The organism is Ralstonia sp. UNC404CL21Col, from assembly GCF_000620465.1.
Taxonomy (GTDB): domain Bacteria; phylum Pseudomonadota; class Gammaproteobacteria; order Burkholderiales; family Burkholderiaceae; genus Ralstonia; species Ralstonia flatus.
Genome location: NZ_KK211140.1, coordinates 1,050,150 through 1,066,445 on the forward strand (window position 1 = coordinate 1,050,150; position 16,296 = coordinate 1,066,445).

The 16,296-nt window shown below is 65.8% G+C and carries 8 protein-coding genes; 3 read left to right on the forward strand and 5 right to left on the reverse strand.

Annotation, left to right across the window (positions count from 1 at the left end):
• The first annotated feature begins 81 nt into the window (after positions 1-81).
• Together purL and N511_RS0122970 are read left to right on the forward strand one after the other, a co-directional pair.
• Positions 82-4,182: a phosphoribosylformylglycinamidine synthase gene (purL, locus tag N511_RS0122965; protein WP_027681392.1), complete on the forward strand. Its 4,101-nt coding sequence runs from the start codon at positions 82-84 to the stop codon at positions 4,180-4,182.
• Positions 4,183-4,476: 294 nt separating this feature from the next.
• Positions 4,477-8,859, forward strand: coding sequence for an autotransporter-associated beta strand repeat-containing protein (locus N511_RS0122970; protein WP_027681393.1), 4,383 nt, complete (start codon positions 4,477-4,479; stop codon positions 8,857-8,859).
• Positions 8,860-8,936: 77 nt separating this feature from the next.
• Here the strand turns inward: N511_RS0122970 and N511_RS0122975 are convergent, their stop codons facing one another.
• Together N511_RS0122975 and N511_RS0122980 are read right to left on the reverse strand one after the other, a co-directional pair.
• Positions 8,937-10,175 carry a serine hydrolase domain-containing protein gene (locus tag N511_RS0122975; RefSeq protein ID WP_231479667.1) on the reverse strand — a complete coding sequence of 413 codons (1,239 nt, stop codon included), beginning with the start codon at positions 10,173-10,175 and terminating at the stop codon, positions 8,937-8,939.
• Positions 10,176-10,245: 70 nt separating this feature from the next.
• Positions 10,246-11,172, reverse strand: a complete 927-nt coding sequence (locus N511_RS0122980; RefSeq protein WP_027681395.1) for a LysR family transcriptional regulator — start codon at positions 11,170-11,172, stop codon at positions 10,246-10,248.
• A gap of 131 nt (positions 11,173-11,303) precedes the next feature.
• Here N511_RS0122980 and N511_RS0122985 point away from each other — a divergent pair, with 131 nt between their 5' ends.
• Entirely contained in the window at positions 11,304-12,068 is a 765-nt protein-coding gene (locus N511_RS0122985) for an SDR family NAD(P)-dependent oxidoreductase (RefSeq protein ID WP_027681396.1), read from the forward strand.
• A gap of 913 nt (positions 12,069-12,981) precedes the next feature.
• Here N511_RS0122985 and N511_RS0122990 read toward each other — a convergent pair.
• The 3 genes from N511_RS0122990 to N511_RS0123000 form a co-directional block, all read right to left on the reverse strand.
• Positions 12,982-13,818 carry an ABC transporter permease gene (locus tag N511_RS0122990; protein ID WP_027681397.1) on the reverse strand — a complete coding sequence of 279 codons (837 nt, stop codon included), beginning with the start codon at positions 13,816-13,818 and terminating at the stop codon, positions 12,982-12,984.
• Between the two features lie 16 nt (positions 13,819-13,834).
• Complete coding sequence (locus N511_RS0122995) at positions 13,835-15,103, reverse strand: ABC transporter permease (RefSeq protein ID WP_027681398.1); 1,269 nt, start codon at positions 15,101-15,103, stop codon at positions 13,835-13,837.
• Between the two features lie 103 nt (positions 15,104-15,206).
• Positions 15,207-16,247 (reverse strand): ABC transporter substrate-binding protein, encoded by a 1,041-nt coding sequence (locus N511_RS0123000; protein WP_027681399.1) that lies wholly within the window; start codon positions 16,245-16,247, stop codon positions 15,207-15,209.
• Positions 16,248-16,296: the final 49 nt, after the last annotated feature.

Consider the following 16,296-nt stretch of genomic DNA (forward strand, 5'->3'; position numbering starts at 1 on the left):
AGGGCCGGGCAAGGTACAATAGCGGTTTTCCCGCGCACGCCGGGAAATCCCTCCTTCCAGCTACTGCCTGCCTTGCCCACCATGGCGCATTTCTCGTGCTTTCCCGGCGCTCTCGCGCTGTCCGCCTTCCGCCAGCAACGCCTGCTTTCCACCCTCAAGCGCATCGATCCGGACATCGATGCCGTCAGTGCCCAATACCTGCACTTCGTGGCCGCCGACACGCCGCTGTCGACCGATGAAGCCGCCCGTGTGCAAGCGCTGCTGACCTACGGTTCGCCCGCCCCGGCCGATGTCGAGGGCGACCGCTTCGTGGTCATCCCGCGCTTCGGCACGATCTCGCCGTGGGCCAGCAAGGCGACGGAAATCGCCCGCCACTGCGCACTGCCGCAAATCCATCGCATTGAGCGCGGCGTGGAATTCACCGTCACGTGCAAGAAGGGCCTCATCCGCAGCCTGACCGGCGCTGCCAAGCACCTCGACGACGCCACTCGCGCCGCCGTTGCCGAGCATCTGCACGACCGCATGACCGAAACCGTCATCGACTCGCGCGAAGCCGGCTACGGCCTGTTCGACGTGTTGCCCGCCAAGGCATTGCGCTTTGTCGATATCGCCGGTGGCCAGGATGCTGGTCGTCGTGCCTTGGAAGCCGCCAACGTCGAAATGGGCCTGGCTCTGTCCGACGATGAAATCGACTACCTGGTCGACGCCTACCGCAAGCTCGAACGCAACCCGACCGACGTCGAGCTGATGATGTTTGCGCAGGCCAACAGCGAGCACTGCCGCCACAAGATCTTCAACGCCGACTGGACCATCGACGGCGAGACACAGGACAAGTCGCTCTTCGCGATGATCCGCAACACGCACCAGCTCGCGCCGCAGGGCACGATCGTCGCGTATTCCGACAACGCCGCCGTGATGGAAGGCGGCATGGCCGAGCGCTGGTTCCCGCACGCAGGCACGGAAGCCGCGACGGGCGTGCCGCAATACGGCCGCCGCGAAGCGCTTACGCACACGCTGATGAAGGTGGAGACGCACAACCACCCGACAGCCATTTCGCCGTTCCCGGGTGCGTCGACGGGCGCGGGCGGCGAAATCCGCGACGAAGGCGCGACGGGCCGCGGCGCCAAGCCCAAGGCCGGCCTGACAGGCTTTACGGTGTCGAACCTGCTGCTGCCGGAAGCCGTGCAATCGTGGGAAAACGCCCGCGATACCGCCCAGCCCGTGGCACACCGCAATCCGAATGAAGCCGTACCGGGCCCGGTCGGCAAGCCTGACCGCATCGCCTCGCCGCTGCAGATCATGATCGAAGGCCCGATCGGCGGCGCTGCGTTCAACAACGAATTTGGCCGGCCCAACCTCGGCGGCTACTTCCGCGTCTACGAGCAGAACGTCGGCGGCACCGTGCGCGGCTATCACAAGCCGATCATGATCGCGGGCGGCATCGGCAACATCGATGCCGGTCACACGCACAAGCACGGGCTGCCGGCCGGCACGCTGCTGATTCAGCTGGGTGGCCCCGGCATGCGCATCGGCATGGGCGGCGGCGCTGCCAGCTCGATGGCCACCGGCACCAACACCGCCGACCTGGACTTCGATTCCGTCCAGCGCGGCAACCCCGAAATGCAGCGCCGCGCGCAGGAAGTGATCAACGCGTGCTGGGCGCTGGGCGAAGACAACCCGATCCTGTCGATCCACGACGTGGGCGCGGGCGGCATCTCCAACGCCTTCCCGGAAATTGTCGACGGCGCCGGGAAGGGCGCGCGTTTCGACCTGCGCCAGGTGCATCTGGAAGAGTCGGGCCTGAGCCCGGCGGAAATCTGGTGCAACGAATCGCAAGAGCGCTACACGCTGGCGATTGCCCCCGGCGATTTCCCGCGCTTCCAGGCCATGTGCGAGCGCGAGCGCGCGCCGTTCTCGGTGGTCGGTTTCGCCACGGACGAGCAGCAGCTGCAAGTGGTCGACAGCGATACCGCAGCGGATCTCCCCGAGCACTTCCCGGTCAACATGCCGATGGACGTGCTGCTCGGCAAGCCGCCGCGCATGCACCGTGACGTGCGCCGCGTTGCGCAGGAACTGCCGGAAGTCGATGTCACCGGGCTGGACCTGGAAGTCGTCGCACGCGACGTGCTGCGTCACCCGACCGTTGCCAGCAAGTCGTTCCTGATCACCATCGGCGACCGCACTGTGGGCGGCCTGAACACGCGCGACCAGATGGTCGGCCCGTGGCAGGTGCCGGTGGCCGACGTGGCCGTCACCACGCTTGACTACAAGGGCTACGCCGGCGAGGCGATGACGATGGGCGAGCGCACGCCGCTGGCTGTCATCAACGCACCGGCATCGGGCCGCATGGCCATCGGCGAGTCCATCACCAACATCGCCGCTGCGCCGATCGACTCGCTCACGCAGCTGAAGCTGTCGGCCAACTGGATGGCTGCCTGCGGCGTGAACGGTGAAGACGCCCGCCTGTACGACACCGTCAAGGCCGTCGGCATGGAGCTGTGCCCGGCACTGGGCATCAGCATTCCGGTGGGCAAGGATTCGCTGTCGATGCGCACCAAGTGGGAAGACGAAGGCGCAGCAAAGGAAGTCGTCGCGCCGGTCTCGCTGATCGTCTCGGCGTTTGCCCCGGTGACGGATGTGCGCAAGACGCTCACGCCGCAGCTCAAGCAAGTCGAATCGGCGAACGCGCCGGCCGACAGCACGCTGATCCTGATCGACCTGGGCCGTGGCAAGAACCGCATGGGCGGCAGCATCCTGGCGCAGGTCACGGAGCAGATCGGCAACAGCGTGCCCGACGTGGACGACGCCGAAGACCTCAAGCGCTTCTTCGCGGCCATCCAGCAACTGAACGCGAGCGGCTCTCTGCTGGCGTATCACGACCGTTCCGACGGCGGCCTGTGGGCGACCGTCTGCGAGATGGCCTTCGCCGGCCACTGCGGCGTGTCGATCAACGTCGACATGCTCACGCTCGACGATGCAGCCGATCATGGCGACGCCAAGAACTGGGCGCAGCAAGTCTCCGGCCGCCGCGCCGACCTGACGCTGCGGGCGCTGTTTGCCGAAGAACTCGGTGCCGTCATCCAGGTGCCGCTGGCTCAGCGCGACGCCGTCTTTGCGGTGCTGCGCGAGCACGGCCTGGCCGGCTGCAGCCACGTGATCGGCGCGCCCAACGCCAACGACCACATTGAAATCTGGCGCGACGCCAAGAAGGTGTTCAGCGCGTCGCGCATCGAACTGCAACGCACCTGGACGGATGTCTCCTGGCGCATCGCCAGCCTGCGCGACAACCCCGAGTGCACGCAAAGCGAATACGACCGCATCCTCGACGCTGAAGACCCGGGCATCTCGCCCAAGCTCACGTTCGATATTGCGGAAGACGTGGCCGCACCGTTCATCGCCACGGGCGCCCGCCCGCGCATGGCGATCCTGCGCGAGCAGGGCGTGAACTCGCAGATCGAAATGGCCTATGCGATGGACAAGGCCGGCTTCGACACCTACGACGTCCACATGAGCGACCTGCTGGCAGGCCGCACGAACCTCGCCAGCTTCAAGGGCTTCGTCGCCTGTGGCGGTTTCAGCTACGGCGATGTGCTCGGCGCGGGCGAAGGCTGGGCGAAGACAATCCTCTTCAACAGCATGCTCGCCGAGCAGTTCGCCGCCTTCTTCAACCGCACCGATTCGATCGCGCTGGGTGTGTGCAACGGTTGCCAGATGATGGCGAACCTCGCCCCGATCATCCCGGGCGCCGGCGCATGGCCGAAGTTCACGCGCAACCAGTCGGAGCAATACGAAGGCCGCCTGGTGACCGTGCAGGTCGAAGCATCGCCGTCGATCTTCTACGCGGGCATGGAAGGCAGTCGCATTCCCATCGTCGTTGCGCACGGCGAAGGCTATGCCGACTTCTCGCAGCAGGGCGACATCGGCAAGGTGGCCGTTGGCCTGCGTTACGTCGACAACCGCGGCGAAGTCACGCAGACCTATCCGCTGAACCCGAACGGCTCGCCGCAGGGCATTGCCTCGGTGACGACGCACGACGGTCGCTTCACGGCCCTGATGCCGCATCCGGAACGCGTGTTCCGCGCCGTGCAGATGAGCTGGCATCCGAAGGAATGGGAAGCCGCCGGCGACGGCAGCAGCCCGTGGATGCGGATGTTCCGCAACGCGCGGAAGTGGATGGCGTAAGCAGTCCGCTCAGCAGCAAAACGAAAAACGCGCCGGGGCGACTCGGCGCGTTTTTTTTTTGCGCTCCGTTGGGACGACGAGGCCGGACAACAACCCTTACCGACAGCCCGGGCAATATTTCCTAGGCAAATGTTATATTTCGCGCGCATGCGCCCCGGCCGATGAGCCTAAAACGCGGTTCCCGCAGCCGGCGCGCCAGAGAACGACAACACAAAGAACGGGTCATTCGCGCCACGGTCCTGCCTCTCCATGATCAGCGCCCGACCCATGGGTCTATGCGACGAGGGGATCAACATGAACCGGGTCTATCGGCTGGTCTGGAGCCGCACCTTGCGTGCTCCGCAAGTGGTATCGGAACTGACCAAGGCATCGCACGGGGGCGTTGACGCCAGCGGCGACACGACGCATGCGCGTCGGCGCGCTTCCATCATTTCAATCAGCGTATCGCTTGGGCTGGCCGGTGCGGCGCTCCCCGGCTGGGCCGCGACCTGCTCGTCGAGCACGATCGCAAACTGCAGCGCCGCTGGCGGCGCCGGCATCCCGGACCGCAGCGGCAATGGGGGTAGCGGCAACGGCGGTGGCGGCGGTTCTTCGACGCTGGGCGGCGGCTCGGCCACTGTCCAAGTTCCGGGCGGGCCGACTTCGGGCGGGACGGGCGGTACCGGTGCCACGAATGACAGCGGGCAGGGCGGCGCGGGAGGCTCACCGGCCGTCGTGCTCGCTGGCGATGCCGTGGTCAATGCAAACGCGCAGGGCGGGTCCGGCCAAGCGTTCGACGGATTCAATTTTGCAGCCGGCGCGGGTGGCGGCGGTGCGGGCGTGTATTCCACGGGCATCAGCGTCACTGTCAGCAATGGCGTAACTGTGCAGGGCGGCGCGGGCGGAAATGGCGGTGCCGGCACATCGGGGCCGGCCTCCAACGGCGGCGGCGGCGGCGGCGGCGGCGCAGCGTTGGTCATGGTGACGCCGGCTGCTGACGTGAACAACCAAGGCACGCTGATCGGTGGCAACGGCGGCAACGGAGGTTCTGCCGGGAACCCGGGCGGCGGCGGTGGCGGCGGCGACGGGTTGCTGACCTTGGGCTCCGGTACTCAGGTGACCAACATTGGATCGATCGTGGGCGGTGTAGGCGGTGCCAGTGGTGGCGGTGGCAGCACGGCCGGTGCCAGCGGTGCCGGCGTCAATCTGGCTGCCGGGTTCAACGTGCTTTCCAACGTGGGCACGATCACTGGCGGGGCCGGCAATGGCGGTGCCGCGGGCGCGGGTGTCATTGCCAACGGCGCCGTCATCGTCAATGGCGGCACGATCAGCGGCGGGTTGTTCAGCGACGGCGTGACGCGTGCGGCCGCCATCCAGTTCAACGGGACGAACAACACGCTGCAACTGCTAACGGGTTCCAACATCATCGGAAACCTTGACGTGGCGGCGGGCGCAGCAGCCAAGATCACGGCCGGCAGTGCAGGGCTCTCGCTGTCCAACAACGTCACGCTGGCAGACGCCACGTCGCGTGTCACGCTCGATTCGACCACGACGAACCTTGTGGTGTCAGGCGTCATATCGGGCGCGGGCAGCGTGGGCGTCACCGGCAGTCGAACGATCACGCTGACGGGCGACAACACCTACACAGGCGCGACCACCATCACCACCGGCACGCTGCAGATTGGCAACGGCGGCACCACCGGTTCGGTGGCCGGCAACATCGTCAATAACGGCACACTGGCTTTCAATCGCAGCGACGCTGTGACGTACGCCGGCACCATCAGCGGCGCCGGCAATCTGGTGCAGGCCGGGGCCGGCACGTTGACCATCTCGGGCACGGCGGGCTATGGCGGCAGCACGGCCATCAATGCGGGCACGCTCGCATTGTCTGGCGCGGGCAGCATCGCGGCTTCGAGCGGTGTCGTGAACAACGGCACGTTCGATATTTCGGGGACGACCGCAGGCGCCACCATCAACGCATTGACCGGCTCGGGCGCCGTCGCCCTGGGTGGCCGGACGCTCACGCTTGCCAACGCAGCCGGCACGTTCAGCGGCACGATCGGGGGGGCGGGCGGCCTCACGGTCAGCGGTGGCGCGCAAACGCTGTCGGCGATCAATGGATTTACCGGCGCAACGACGATCAGTGGCGGCACGCTCGTGCTGTCCGGCGCTGGGAGCATTGCCGCGTCGAGTGGCCTGGTGAACAACGGCACCTTCGATATTTCGGGGACGACGTCCGGCGCCACCATCAACGCACTGACGGGTTCGGGCACCGTCGCCCTGGGCGGCAGGACGCTCACGCTCGCCAACGCAGCCGGCACCTTCGGCGGCGCGGTCGGCGGCACAGGCGGGTTCACGATCGCAGGCGGAACACAAACACTGTCGGGTACCAACGGCTTTACCGGCGCGACGACGATCAGTGGCGGCACGCTCGCCCTGTCCGGCGCCGGCAGCATCGCTTCGTCCAGCGGCGTGGTGAACAACGGCACCTTCGATATTTCGGGGACGACGTCCGGCGCCACCATCAACGCATTGACCGGCTCCGGCACCGTCGCCCTTGGTGGCCGGACGCTCACGCTTGCGAACGCAGCCGGCACGTTCAGCGGCACCATCGGGGGGACAGGCGGCCTCACGGTCAGCAGCGGCGCGCAAACGCTGTCGGCGATCAATGGATTTACCGGCGCGACGACGATCAGTGGCGGCACGCTCGCGCTGTCCGGCGCTGGCAGCATCGCGGCTTCGAGCGGCGTAGCGAACAACGGCACGTTCGATATCTCTGGGACGACGTCCGGCGCCACGATCAACGCATTGACCGGGTCGGGCACCGTCGCCCTGGGCGGCAGGACGCTCACGCTCGCCAACGCAGCCGGCGCCTTCAGCGGCGCAATCGGCGGCACAGGCGGCCTCACGTTGAATGGCGGCACGCAAACGCTGTCCGGCGTGAACACCTATGGCGGTGCAACGACGATCAACGCCGGCACGCTGGCGTTGACGGGTGCCGGCCGACTGGCCTCGGGCACGACCGTCACGCTCACGGGCGCAACGTCGGCACTCGATCTGTCCGCAGGAGCCAGCCAGACGGTCGCCCATCTGTCTGGCGTCGCTGGCAGCCGCGTGGTGCTGAATGGCAGCGCGCTGACGCTGGCTGACGACTCGTCCCAAGCCTTCGGCGGCAGCCTGAGCGGCAGCGGGTCGTTGATCAAGCAGGGCACGGGCACGCTCACGTTGAACGGTGTCAGCAGCAGCTTCTCTGGGTCGACCACGGTGGCAGGCGGCACGCTGGCCGTCGGCGATGCGGCAAACGCCAGCGCCGTGCTTGGCGGCAATGTCCTGGTGAACGCGCTGGGCACGCTGCGCGGCCACGGCACGGTTTCGGGCGATGTGAGCAGCAGCGGGGTGGTGGCGCCGGGCGGCTCCATCGGCACGCTGTCCGTTGGCGGCAATTACACGCAAGCGTCGGGCGGGACGCTCGCCATCGAGGTCAGCCCGACGGACGCCTCGCAACTGCGCGTGGGCGGTGCCGCAGCGCTCGGCGGGTCGCTTGCCATCGTGTTTGATCCGGGCACCTATACCGCGCGCCGCTACACCGTGCTGAGCGCGGCCAACGGCGTGACGGGCCGCTTCGCCAACGTCAGCACCGCCACGGCCGGCGCCAGCCTCGGCACGCTGCAGACCTCGGTGGACTACGGAGCAAATGCGGTCGATCTGCTGCTCGCGGAAGCAACGGCGCCCGGTGCACCTGGCGCACCCGGTGGCGGGACCGTCGTCGCTCCGACACAAACCTCCATCTACACGGCGCTTGGCACGACGGCGCTGCTGCAGGCGCAAAGCGCCAACGCCGCGCTGCTCGGCCGGTTGTCCGGACCGCAATACGCGCTGGGCGGCGCCAACAACGTTTGGGCTACGGCCAGCGGCTCCAGTACGAAGGTGGGCGGCACAGGCAATGCGCCGGGCTTCCTCACGCACGCCTACGGGTTCCTGGCGGGAGCGGAGGGCCGCATGGGCGCGGCCACCGTCGGCGCGGCGGGCGGCTACACGCACACCACGCTCGGCGAGGACACCACCGGCGCATCGGGCGCCATCGACACGTTGCGCGTGGCGCTTTACGGCGCGCAGCCGATGGGCGCCATCAATCTGTCGGCCACGGTCGGCTATGGGCTCGATTTCTTCTCGCAGAAGCGGCCGTTCGGCAGCGTGGGCACCGCCGAGGGCGACCATCTCGCGCACGAATTCACGGCTGCCACGCAAGCCAGCTTGCCCCTGGAGATGGGCGGCCTCCGCCTTGCGCCGCACCTGGGCCTGCGCTACGCCTACGTGCGCGGCAGCGGCTTCGGAGAGGACGGCGCCCACGGCCAGAACCTCCAGGTCGGCCCGGACAGCGCGCGCAGCCTCCAGCCGTATGTGGGCGTCACGCTCGACAAGGCCTTCGGAGACGTGCGCCCCGTCAACGTGCAACTTCGCTTGGGCTATGCGCATGAGCTGATGAACGCTGGCCGCGTCGTCCAGGTGCAGAGCCAGGACGGCACTGTGTTCGCGGCCCCGGGCACCGATCTGCCGCGTTCGTTCCTGACGACGGGGGCGAGCGTCACGCTTCAGGCGGCCAAGGCAACCACGGTGTCCTTGGGTGTGGATGCCACCATCAATACGAGCCACGTGTCTGCGCAGTCTGCGTATGTGCGGGTCAACCATCGGTTTTAACGGAAGCCGCGTGCTGAAAGAAAAAACGCGCCGACGTGATCTCGGCGCGTTTTTTTTCACCAGCACCAGCGGCGCGTCTAGCGGCCAAACTTCTCGACAACGCCGCGCCACAACGCATCACGCTCGGCGCCAAGGTGCGCGCCGCTTGCATCGCCCGACGCGTCCTGGCCCACCGCAAGATGGACCATGGTGAGCCCGGATTGCGGGTCCACGTAGATCGCCTGCCCATGGACGCCGAGCAGCACGAATCGCCGTACTTGTCCCGGCAAAAGCCAGACCTGGAAGCCGTAGCCGTAATAGCGGCTGCCGTGATACGTCATCTGCCCCGGGCGAAACGCATCGGGCTGGCGCGCTGCGTCGGTCATGTCGAGCAGGAAGTCGCGCGGCACGACTTGCCGGCCTTGCACCACGCCATCGTTGGCCAGCATCGACCCGAGGCGCGCGTAGTCCCGCGCCGTTGCATTGAAGCCGCCTTGTGCAAACGCCGATCCGTCGGATTGGCGCAGGAGGTAGGCCGCCTTGGCTTCGGCCCCCATCGGTTTCCATAGCTTGTCGTCAACGAAGTCGCACAGGCTGCGGTGCGTCGCCGCCTGCAGCACGAGCGCCAACACTTCGGTTTGCGCGCCTGCGTAGTTGAAGCGCGTGCCCGGCGCATCGGCGCGTTCGTTGACCTGGGCCGCGGCCGCGAGCACGCCTTGCTTTGCTGCCGTCTTGAGAAAACGTGCACGGTCGTCAGTGGGGGTGTAGTCCTCGACGTACTTCGCGCCGGAGGCCATGCGCAGCAGATCGACGATGCGCGTTCCACCGTACAGCGTGCCTGCAAGGTCCGGCACGTACTGGTCAACACGGTCATCCAGCGAGTGCAGGCTCCCGTCTTCCAGCGCCTTGCCGATGGCCAGTGCAACCAGCGTCTTCGCCATCGAGTTAGACAGCATGCGCATGTCGCGCGTGCGGTCGTAGCCGTAATGCTCGGCCAGGATGACGCCGTCCTGAACGATCAGCACAGCGGTCGCGCGCTGATGCTCCATGTAGTCGGCCAGCGTGTAGTCATGGTTGCGGAAGCGATACCGGACATCCGCCTCCTTGTCTGCGATCTTGAGCTGCACCGGTTGGTCGGCCGGCGCCAGTTCGCAAGACGGCGAGATGCGGTCCATGCCGCTGAAGGTGCCCACGATGTACTGGGCCTCGTGGATGCGCGCCGCGCTAGGCGCAAGCGGATAGCCTTGCGCCTTGCCGAGTCGATCTTCATCGGGAGAGGCGACGGCGACGCTGCAAGCGAGCAGCGCGCACATCGCGCAGTGTTGGAGAGCGTTCATTGGCTGGGTCGGGGGTGAGATTGCTGGCGGCGGCAAGCCGTGAGACTACACCGGCCGCATGGCGGAGCGCCTACGCATTCGTGCCCAGCGGTTCCAGATACGGGCCCAACAACTCGCTCATCCAGTTCATGAAGACCTGCACCCGAACCGGCAGGTTTCGCCGGTTCGGATACACCAGCGAAACCGGCATTGGCGGCGGCCGGAAGTCGGGCATGACGTCAAGGAGCGTACCGTCCGCAATCGCCGAGGACAGCCCCGCGTACACCGGTGCCTGGATCATCCCCAGCCCCGCGCGGCACGCTGCGTCGTAGCTCTCGGCCGAACTGACGGTCACCGCGCCTTTCATCGGCCGGAACGCGGAGCGGCCGTCCACCGTGTATTCCCACCCCGGCGACTTCGTGCCCAACGTCTGCACGTAATGGACGATGCGATGGTGGTCGAGGTCGTCGAGCGTTTTCGGCATGCCATAGCGCGCGATGTAGGCTGGGCTGGCGCAGTTGACCTGATGCAACTGGCCGAGCGGGCGGGCGATGAGGCTGCTGTCGGTCAGGGTGCCGATGCGCAGTACGCAGTCGAAGCCTTCGCGCACCGGGTCCACGCGGCGGTCGGTGCTGGAGAGTTCGATTTCCAGCTCGGGGTGCGCATCAAGCAGCGCGGGCAGGGCGGGGATGACGATGCGGCGCGCAACGCCCACCGGCATGTCGACGCGCAGCCGGCCGCGCAGCGCCTGCGGGCTCTGGCGGAACATGGTCTGCAGTTCGTCCATGTCGGCCAGCAGATCCTGGCAGCGCTCGTAGAACGTCTGGCCGTCCTGCGTGAGCTGCACCTTGCGGGTAGTCCGGTGCAGCAGACGCGTGCCGAGCATCGTCTCCAGCTGCTGCACCGCCACCGAGGCGGCCGGCTTGGGAATGCTCAAGGCTTCTGCCGCGCGCGTGAAGCTGGCAAGTTCAGCCACGCGCACAAAAATCTGCATGGCTTCGAGTCGGTTGGTGGACATGGCGGGTGAGTTGATTGTTATCTGTGAGCAAACACAGCGATAGGATAAGCGAGATTTATTCTTTGTTTGTCGCCCAATACCATGCTCTCACGGTGTTCGACACCCACCCCGAAACCAACCGGAGAGCAAACATGACGCAGACCCACACCCCCATCGCGATCGTCACCGGCGGCAGCCGCGGCCTTGGCAAGAACATGGTGCAGAAGCTGGCCCAGCGCGGCACCGACGTGATCTTCACCTACCGCACCAACCGCGCGGAAGCCGATGCCCTCGTCGCTGAACTGACTGCCCAGGGCCGCCGCGCCGCCGCCTTGCAGCTGGACGCCGGCAAGATCGCCACGTTCCCGGCCTTTGCCGAAGCCGTGCGCGGCGTGCTGGCGCAGTGGAAGGTTGAGCGCTTCGATTACCTCGTCAACAACGCCGGCGTTGGCGTGCATGCCGCCGTGGCCGAAACCACCGAAGCCCAGTTCGACGAACTGATGAACGTGCATTTCAAGGGCGTGTTCTTCCTCACGCAGATGCTGCTGCCGCTCATGGCGGACGGCGGGCGCATCGTGAATATCTCGTCGGGGCTGGCCCGCTTTGCGCTGCCGGGCTACGGCGCGTATGCGGCAATGAAGGGCGCGGTGGAAGTGCTGACGCGCTATCTGGCGAAGGAACTCGGCCCGCGCGGCATTGCCGTGAACGTGGTGGCGCCGGGCGCCATCGAGACGGACTTTGGCGGCGGTGCGGTGCGCGACAACGCGAGCCTCAATGCGATGGTGGCGTCCAATACGGCGCTGGGGCGCGCTGGGCTGCCGGACGATATTGGCGGCGTGGTGGCCTCGTTGCTGTCGCCGGATAACCGGTGGATCAATGCGCAGCGCATTGAGGCATCGGGCGGGATGTTCCTGTAAGCAGAGCACGTCCCTGCGCATGGGGTTCAGAACGTCAACTGTGGGGTTTTGAACGCCGCGCGTGGGGTTCTGGACTTCATGTGTCGGGTTCGGAACGCCATGCTGTGGGGTTCCGAACTTCATGTGAGGAGTTTTGAACGTCATATGCCGGCGTTCTGGACCTCATTTGTCGAGTTCGGAACCCCATGCGGCGGGTTTTGAACCTCATGCGTGGAGTTCTGAACTCCATGTGTGGGGTTCGGGAACCGCATGCGTGGGGTTTTCGGCTCGGTGTGTGGGGTTCGGGACTCGGAAACGTTGGGGCTTGAGGTGTGGCGCGGCGGCGCAGCGCTTGTTTCTCCCCCTGCCGGGGGCAACTTACTTTCTTTGTCTTGCCAAAGAAAGTAAGCAAAGAAAGGCGCGCCCGAGATGGCGACTTCCCCTTGGATTTTTGTAACCGGGCGGAGACGGGGAAAACTCGCTGCGCTCAGACAGTTCCCCGTCTTTTTTCCGCCCGCTTACAAAAATCCAAGGCGCCATCAAGGGCAGGAAAGTCAAAGGCCACACCGTCGGTGTGCTGGCCTGGGTGGCACTGGTTTGCTGCTGGTGTTGCTCGCTTTGCTTCGCGTTGTGCTGTTGGTGCCTGCTGCACGGGTGATCGATGGTCTGGCCTTTGACGTTCCTGCCCTATGCGGCGCCTTGAATTTCTGTTGCAAGGAGGAAAAAGAGGGGAGGCCTGTCTGAGCGCAGCGAGTTTGCCTCCCCTCCCTCCTTGCGACATAAATTCAAGGAGGGGGTCGCCGCATCGGGCGCGCCTTTCTTTGCTTACTTTCTTTGGCAAGACAAAGAAAGTGAGTCAGCCCCGGCAGGGGATGAAACAAGAGATGCACCACAAGAAACAACCCAAAACCAACAACCCCAAAACTAACAACCCTTACGCCACCGCCTTAGCCGCAGCCCGCCCCCGCAGCCATTCAAACGTCAAAAGCAGACACGTCGAAAACACAATCAGAATCGTCGCCAGCGCCGCAATCGTCGGCGAGATGTTTTCGCGAATCCCGGTAAACATCTGGCGCGGCAGCGTCACCTGATCGGCCCCCGCCAGGAAGAGCGTCACCACCACTTCGTCAAACGACGTGGCAAACGCAAACAGCGCACCGGAAATCACGCCCGGTGCGATGACGGGCAGGGTGATGCGGAAGAACGTCATGACCGGGTTGGCACCCAGCGACAGGCTCGCCCGCACGAGGTTGTGATTGAAGCCCTGCAGCGTCGCCAGCACGGTCGTCACCACAAACGGCACGCCCAGCGCCGCATGCGCGAGGATCAGCCCGATATACGTGTTGGCCAGGCCCAGCGGGGCAAAGAACAGGTACATGCCGACGCCGACCACCACCACTGGCACGATCATCGGCGACACCAGTACCGCCATCAGCAGGCCCTTGCCGCGAAAGTCTGCCTTGTTCAGCCCGATGGCGGCCAGTGTGCCGAGCACCGTTGCGACGATCGTGGCGGCGGGCGCGACGATGAAGCTGTTCTTGGCGGCCATGCGCCATTCATCCGACGTGACGAGGTTCTGATACCAGCGCAGCGAATAGCTGGGAATCGGGTACGACAGGAACGTGCTCGACGAGAACGACAGCGGCACGATCACCAGCACCGGCAGCACGAGGTACAGCAGCGTCAGCACGGCCAGGCCGCGCAGCGCGAAGTACCACAGGCGCTCGATGAGGGAGGTGTGCGGGGCGAACATCGGTTTGGCGAGTTTCATGTTCGATGGGCTCCGTTCAACCAACGCGGACCTTGGACCGCGTGAAGCGTCCATACACGGCGTACAGCACCAGCGTGGCCAGCAACAGCAGCGCCCCCAGCGCGCACGCCATGCCCCAGTTGATCGTGACGTTGGTGAAGTACGCCACGTAGTAGCTGACCATCTGGTCGTTCGGCCCGCCCAGCAGCGCGGGGGTGATGTAGTAACCGAGCGCGAGGATGAACACCAGCAGCGCACCGGCGCCGATGCCCGGATACGTCTGCGGCACATACACGCGCCAGAAGGCGGCAAACGGATGGCTGCCCAGCGACACGGCCGCGCGCTGGTACGTGGGCGGGATCGACTTCATTACGCTGTAGAGCGGCAGGATCATGAACGGCAGCAGGATGTGCGTCATCGAGATGTACACGCCCACGCGGTTGAACAGCAGCGCCAGCGGCTCCTTGATGATGCCGAGGTCGATCAGGCCGTGGTTGATCAGGCCTTCGGTCTGCAGGAGCACGATCCACGCCGCCACGCGCACGAGGATGGACGTCCAGAACGGGATCAGCACCATCACCATGACGAGGTTGGCGCGGCGCTCCGGCAGCGAGGCAATCCAGTACGACAGCGGATAGCCGAGCAGCAGGGCGAACAGCGTCACCATCGCGCTGATGACGAAGGTGCGCACGAACACCGTCACGTAGATCTGCTCGTCGGGGTCGGTGGCTTCGATGTGGCCGAAGGCGTCTTGCCGGTGGTCCAGCGCGGCCAGCAGGTAGAACGGCGACGTGCGGCTGCTGTTCTTGGCGATGGCCTGCCAGTACGTGACATCGCCCCAGCGCTCGTCGACTTCAAGCAGCTTGGCGCGGGTCTGGCCGGGCGTGAGCGTCAATGCCTTGCCCTGGTCATCGGTCAGCGGCATGGCGCGCGCGGTCTTGGCCACCAGCGAGCGGAAGCCTGGAATTTCTGTGTTGAGGCGGCGGGCCAGTGCGCCCATCGCCTCGCCTTCGCTCACGGTCGTGAGGTCGGCGGCGAGCGCGGCGTAGGCGGCGTCGGCCGGCGGGCTCTTGCGGTCCCAGCCCTTCAGGGCGACGACGGTTTTGGGCAGCGCGTCGGCCACCTCGGGGTTCTGCACGGCGCGTGTGAGCAGGGCGCCGATCGGCACGACAAAGATCAGCAGCAGGAAGATGGCGAGCGGCGCCACCAGCGCCAGCGCCATGGCACGCCTGCGCGCCTCAGCGCTCTTCAATTCGCGTTTGAGTTTGGCCGTCGATTCCGGAACCGATTCAGCCGCGATCGTCATGGTGTTCAATGCTGCCTCGCCATCGCTACGGGAATTCATCCGGCGGATGCCTCGCCAAACCTGCAGGGCATCCGCGCGGTCACTGCGTTACACCGCTATGCGGTTACTTCGACGCCCACGAGGCGAAGCGCTGTTCCAGCTCGTCGCCGTGGTCGGTCCAGAACTGCAGGTTCTGCAGCACCGCGTTCTTGCTGTTCTCGGGCGAGTTCGGCATGTTGGCCTGCGTCTTGGCATCGAGCGCCTTGATGGCCGCCACGTTGGCCGGGCCATACGCGATGTGCTTGGCGTATTCCTGCTGCGGCTTCTGCGACAGTGTGTAGGCGATGTACTGCTCGGCCAGGGCCTTGTTGGGCGAGCCCTTCGGGATGGCCCAGTAGTCGAGGTCGTAGATGCTGCCGTTCCACACCACCTTGAGGTTCTTGCCTTCGCGCTGCGCGGCGTCGATGCGGCCGTTGAAGGCGGTGGACATCACCACGTCACCCGCCACCAGGAACTGCGGCGGCTGTGCGCCGGCTTCCCACCACTGGATGTACGGCTTGATCTGATCGAGCTTCTTGAACGCGCGGTTCTGGCCATCCTTGGTGGCCAGCACCTTGTAGACATCCTTGACCGGCACGCCGTCGGCCATCAGCGCGAATTCCAGGTTGTAGCGCGCGCCCTTGCGCATGCCGCGCTTGCCCGGGAAGGTCTTCACGTCCCAGAAATCGGCCCAGCCCTTGGGGGCGGTCTTGAGCTTGTCGGCGTTGTAGGCCAGCGCGGTGGACCACACGAAGAAGCCCACGCCGCAGGTTTGCGGTGCTTCCGGGATCAGGTCGGTCTTCTTGGCGATCTTGCTCCAGTCGAGCTTCTCGAACAGGCCTTCGTCACAGCCGCGGCCGATGTCGCCGGATTCGACTTCCACCACGTCCCAGTTGACGTGCTTGGCTTCGACCATGGCCTTGATCTTGGCCTGCTCGCCGTTGTACTCGACCACGGTGACCTTGTTGCTGGTCTGTGCCTCGAACGGCTTGTTGAAGGCCGCCTTCTGCGCGTCGCCATTGGCGCCGCCGAAGTTGACGACGGTGATTTCCGCTGCATGCGCGCCGAATGCAATGGCGAACGCGCCGGCAAGCACGGACAGACGCGTCTTTGTGGTGTGTTTCATTCCTGGCTCCTCTTATTGGCGTGTGGGTACAACGTGTGGTCGTGGCATG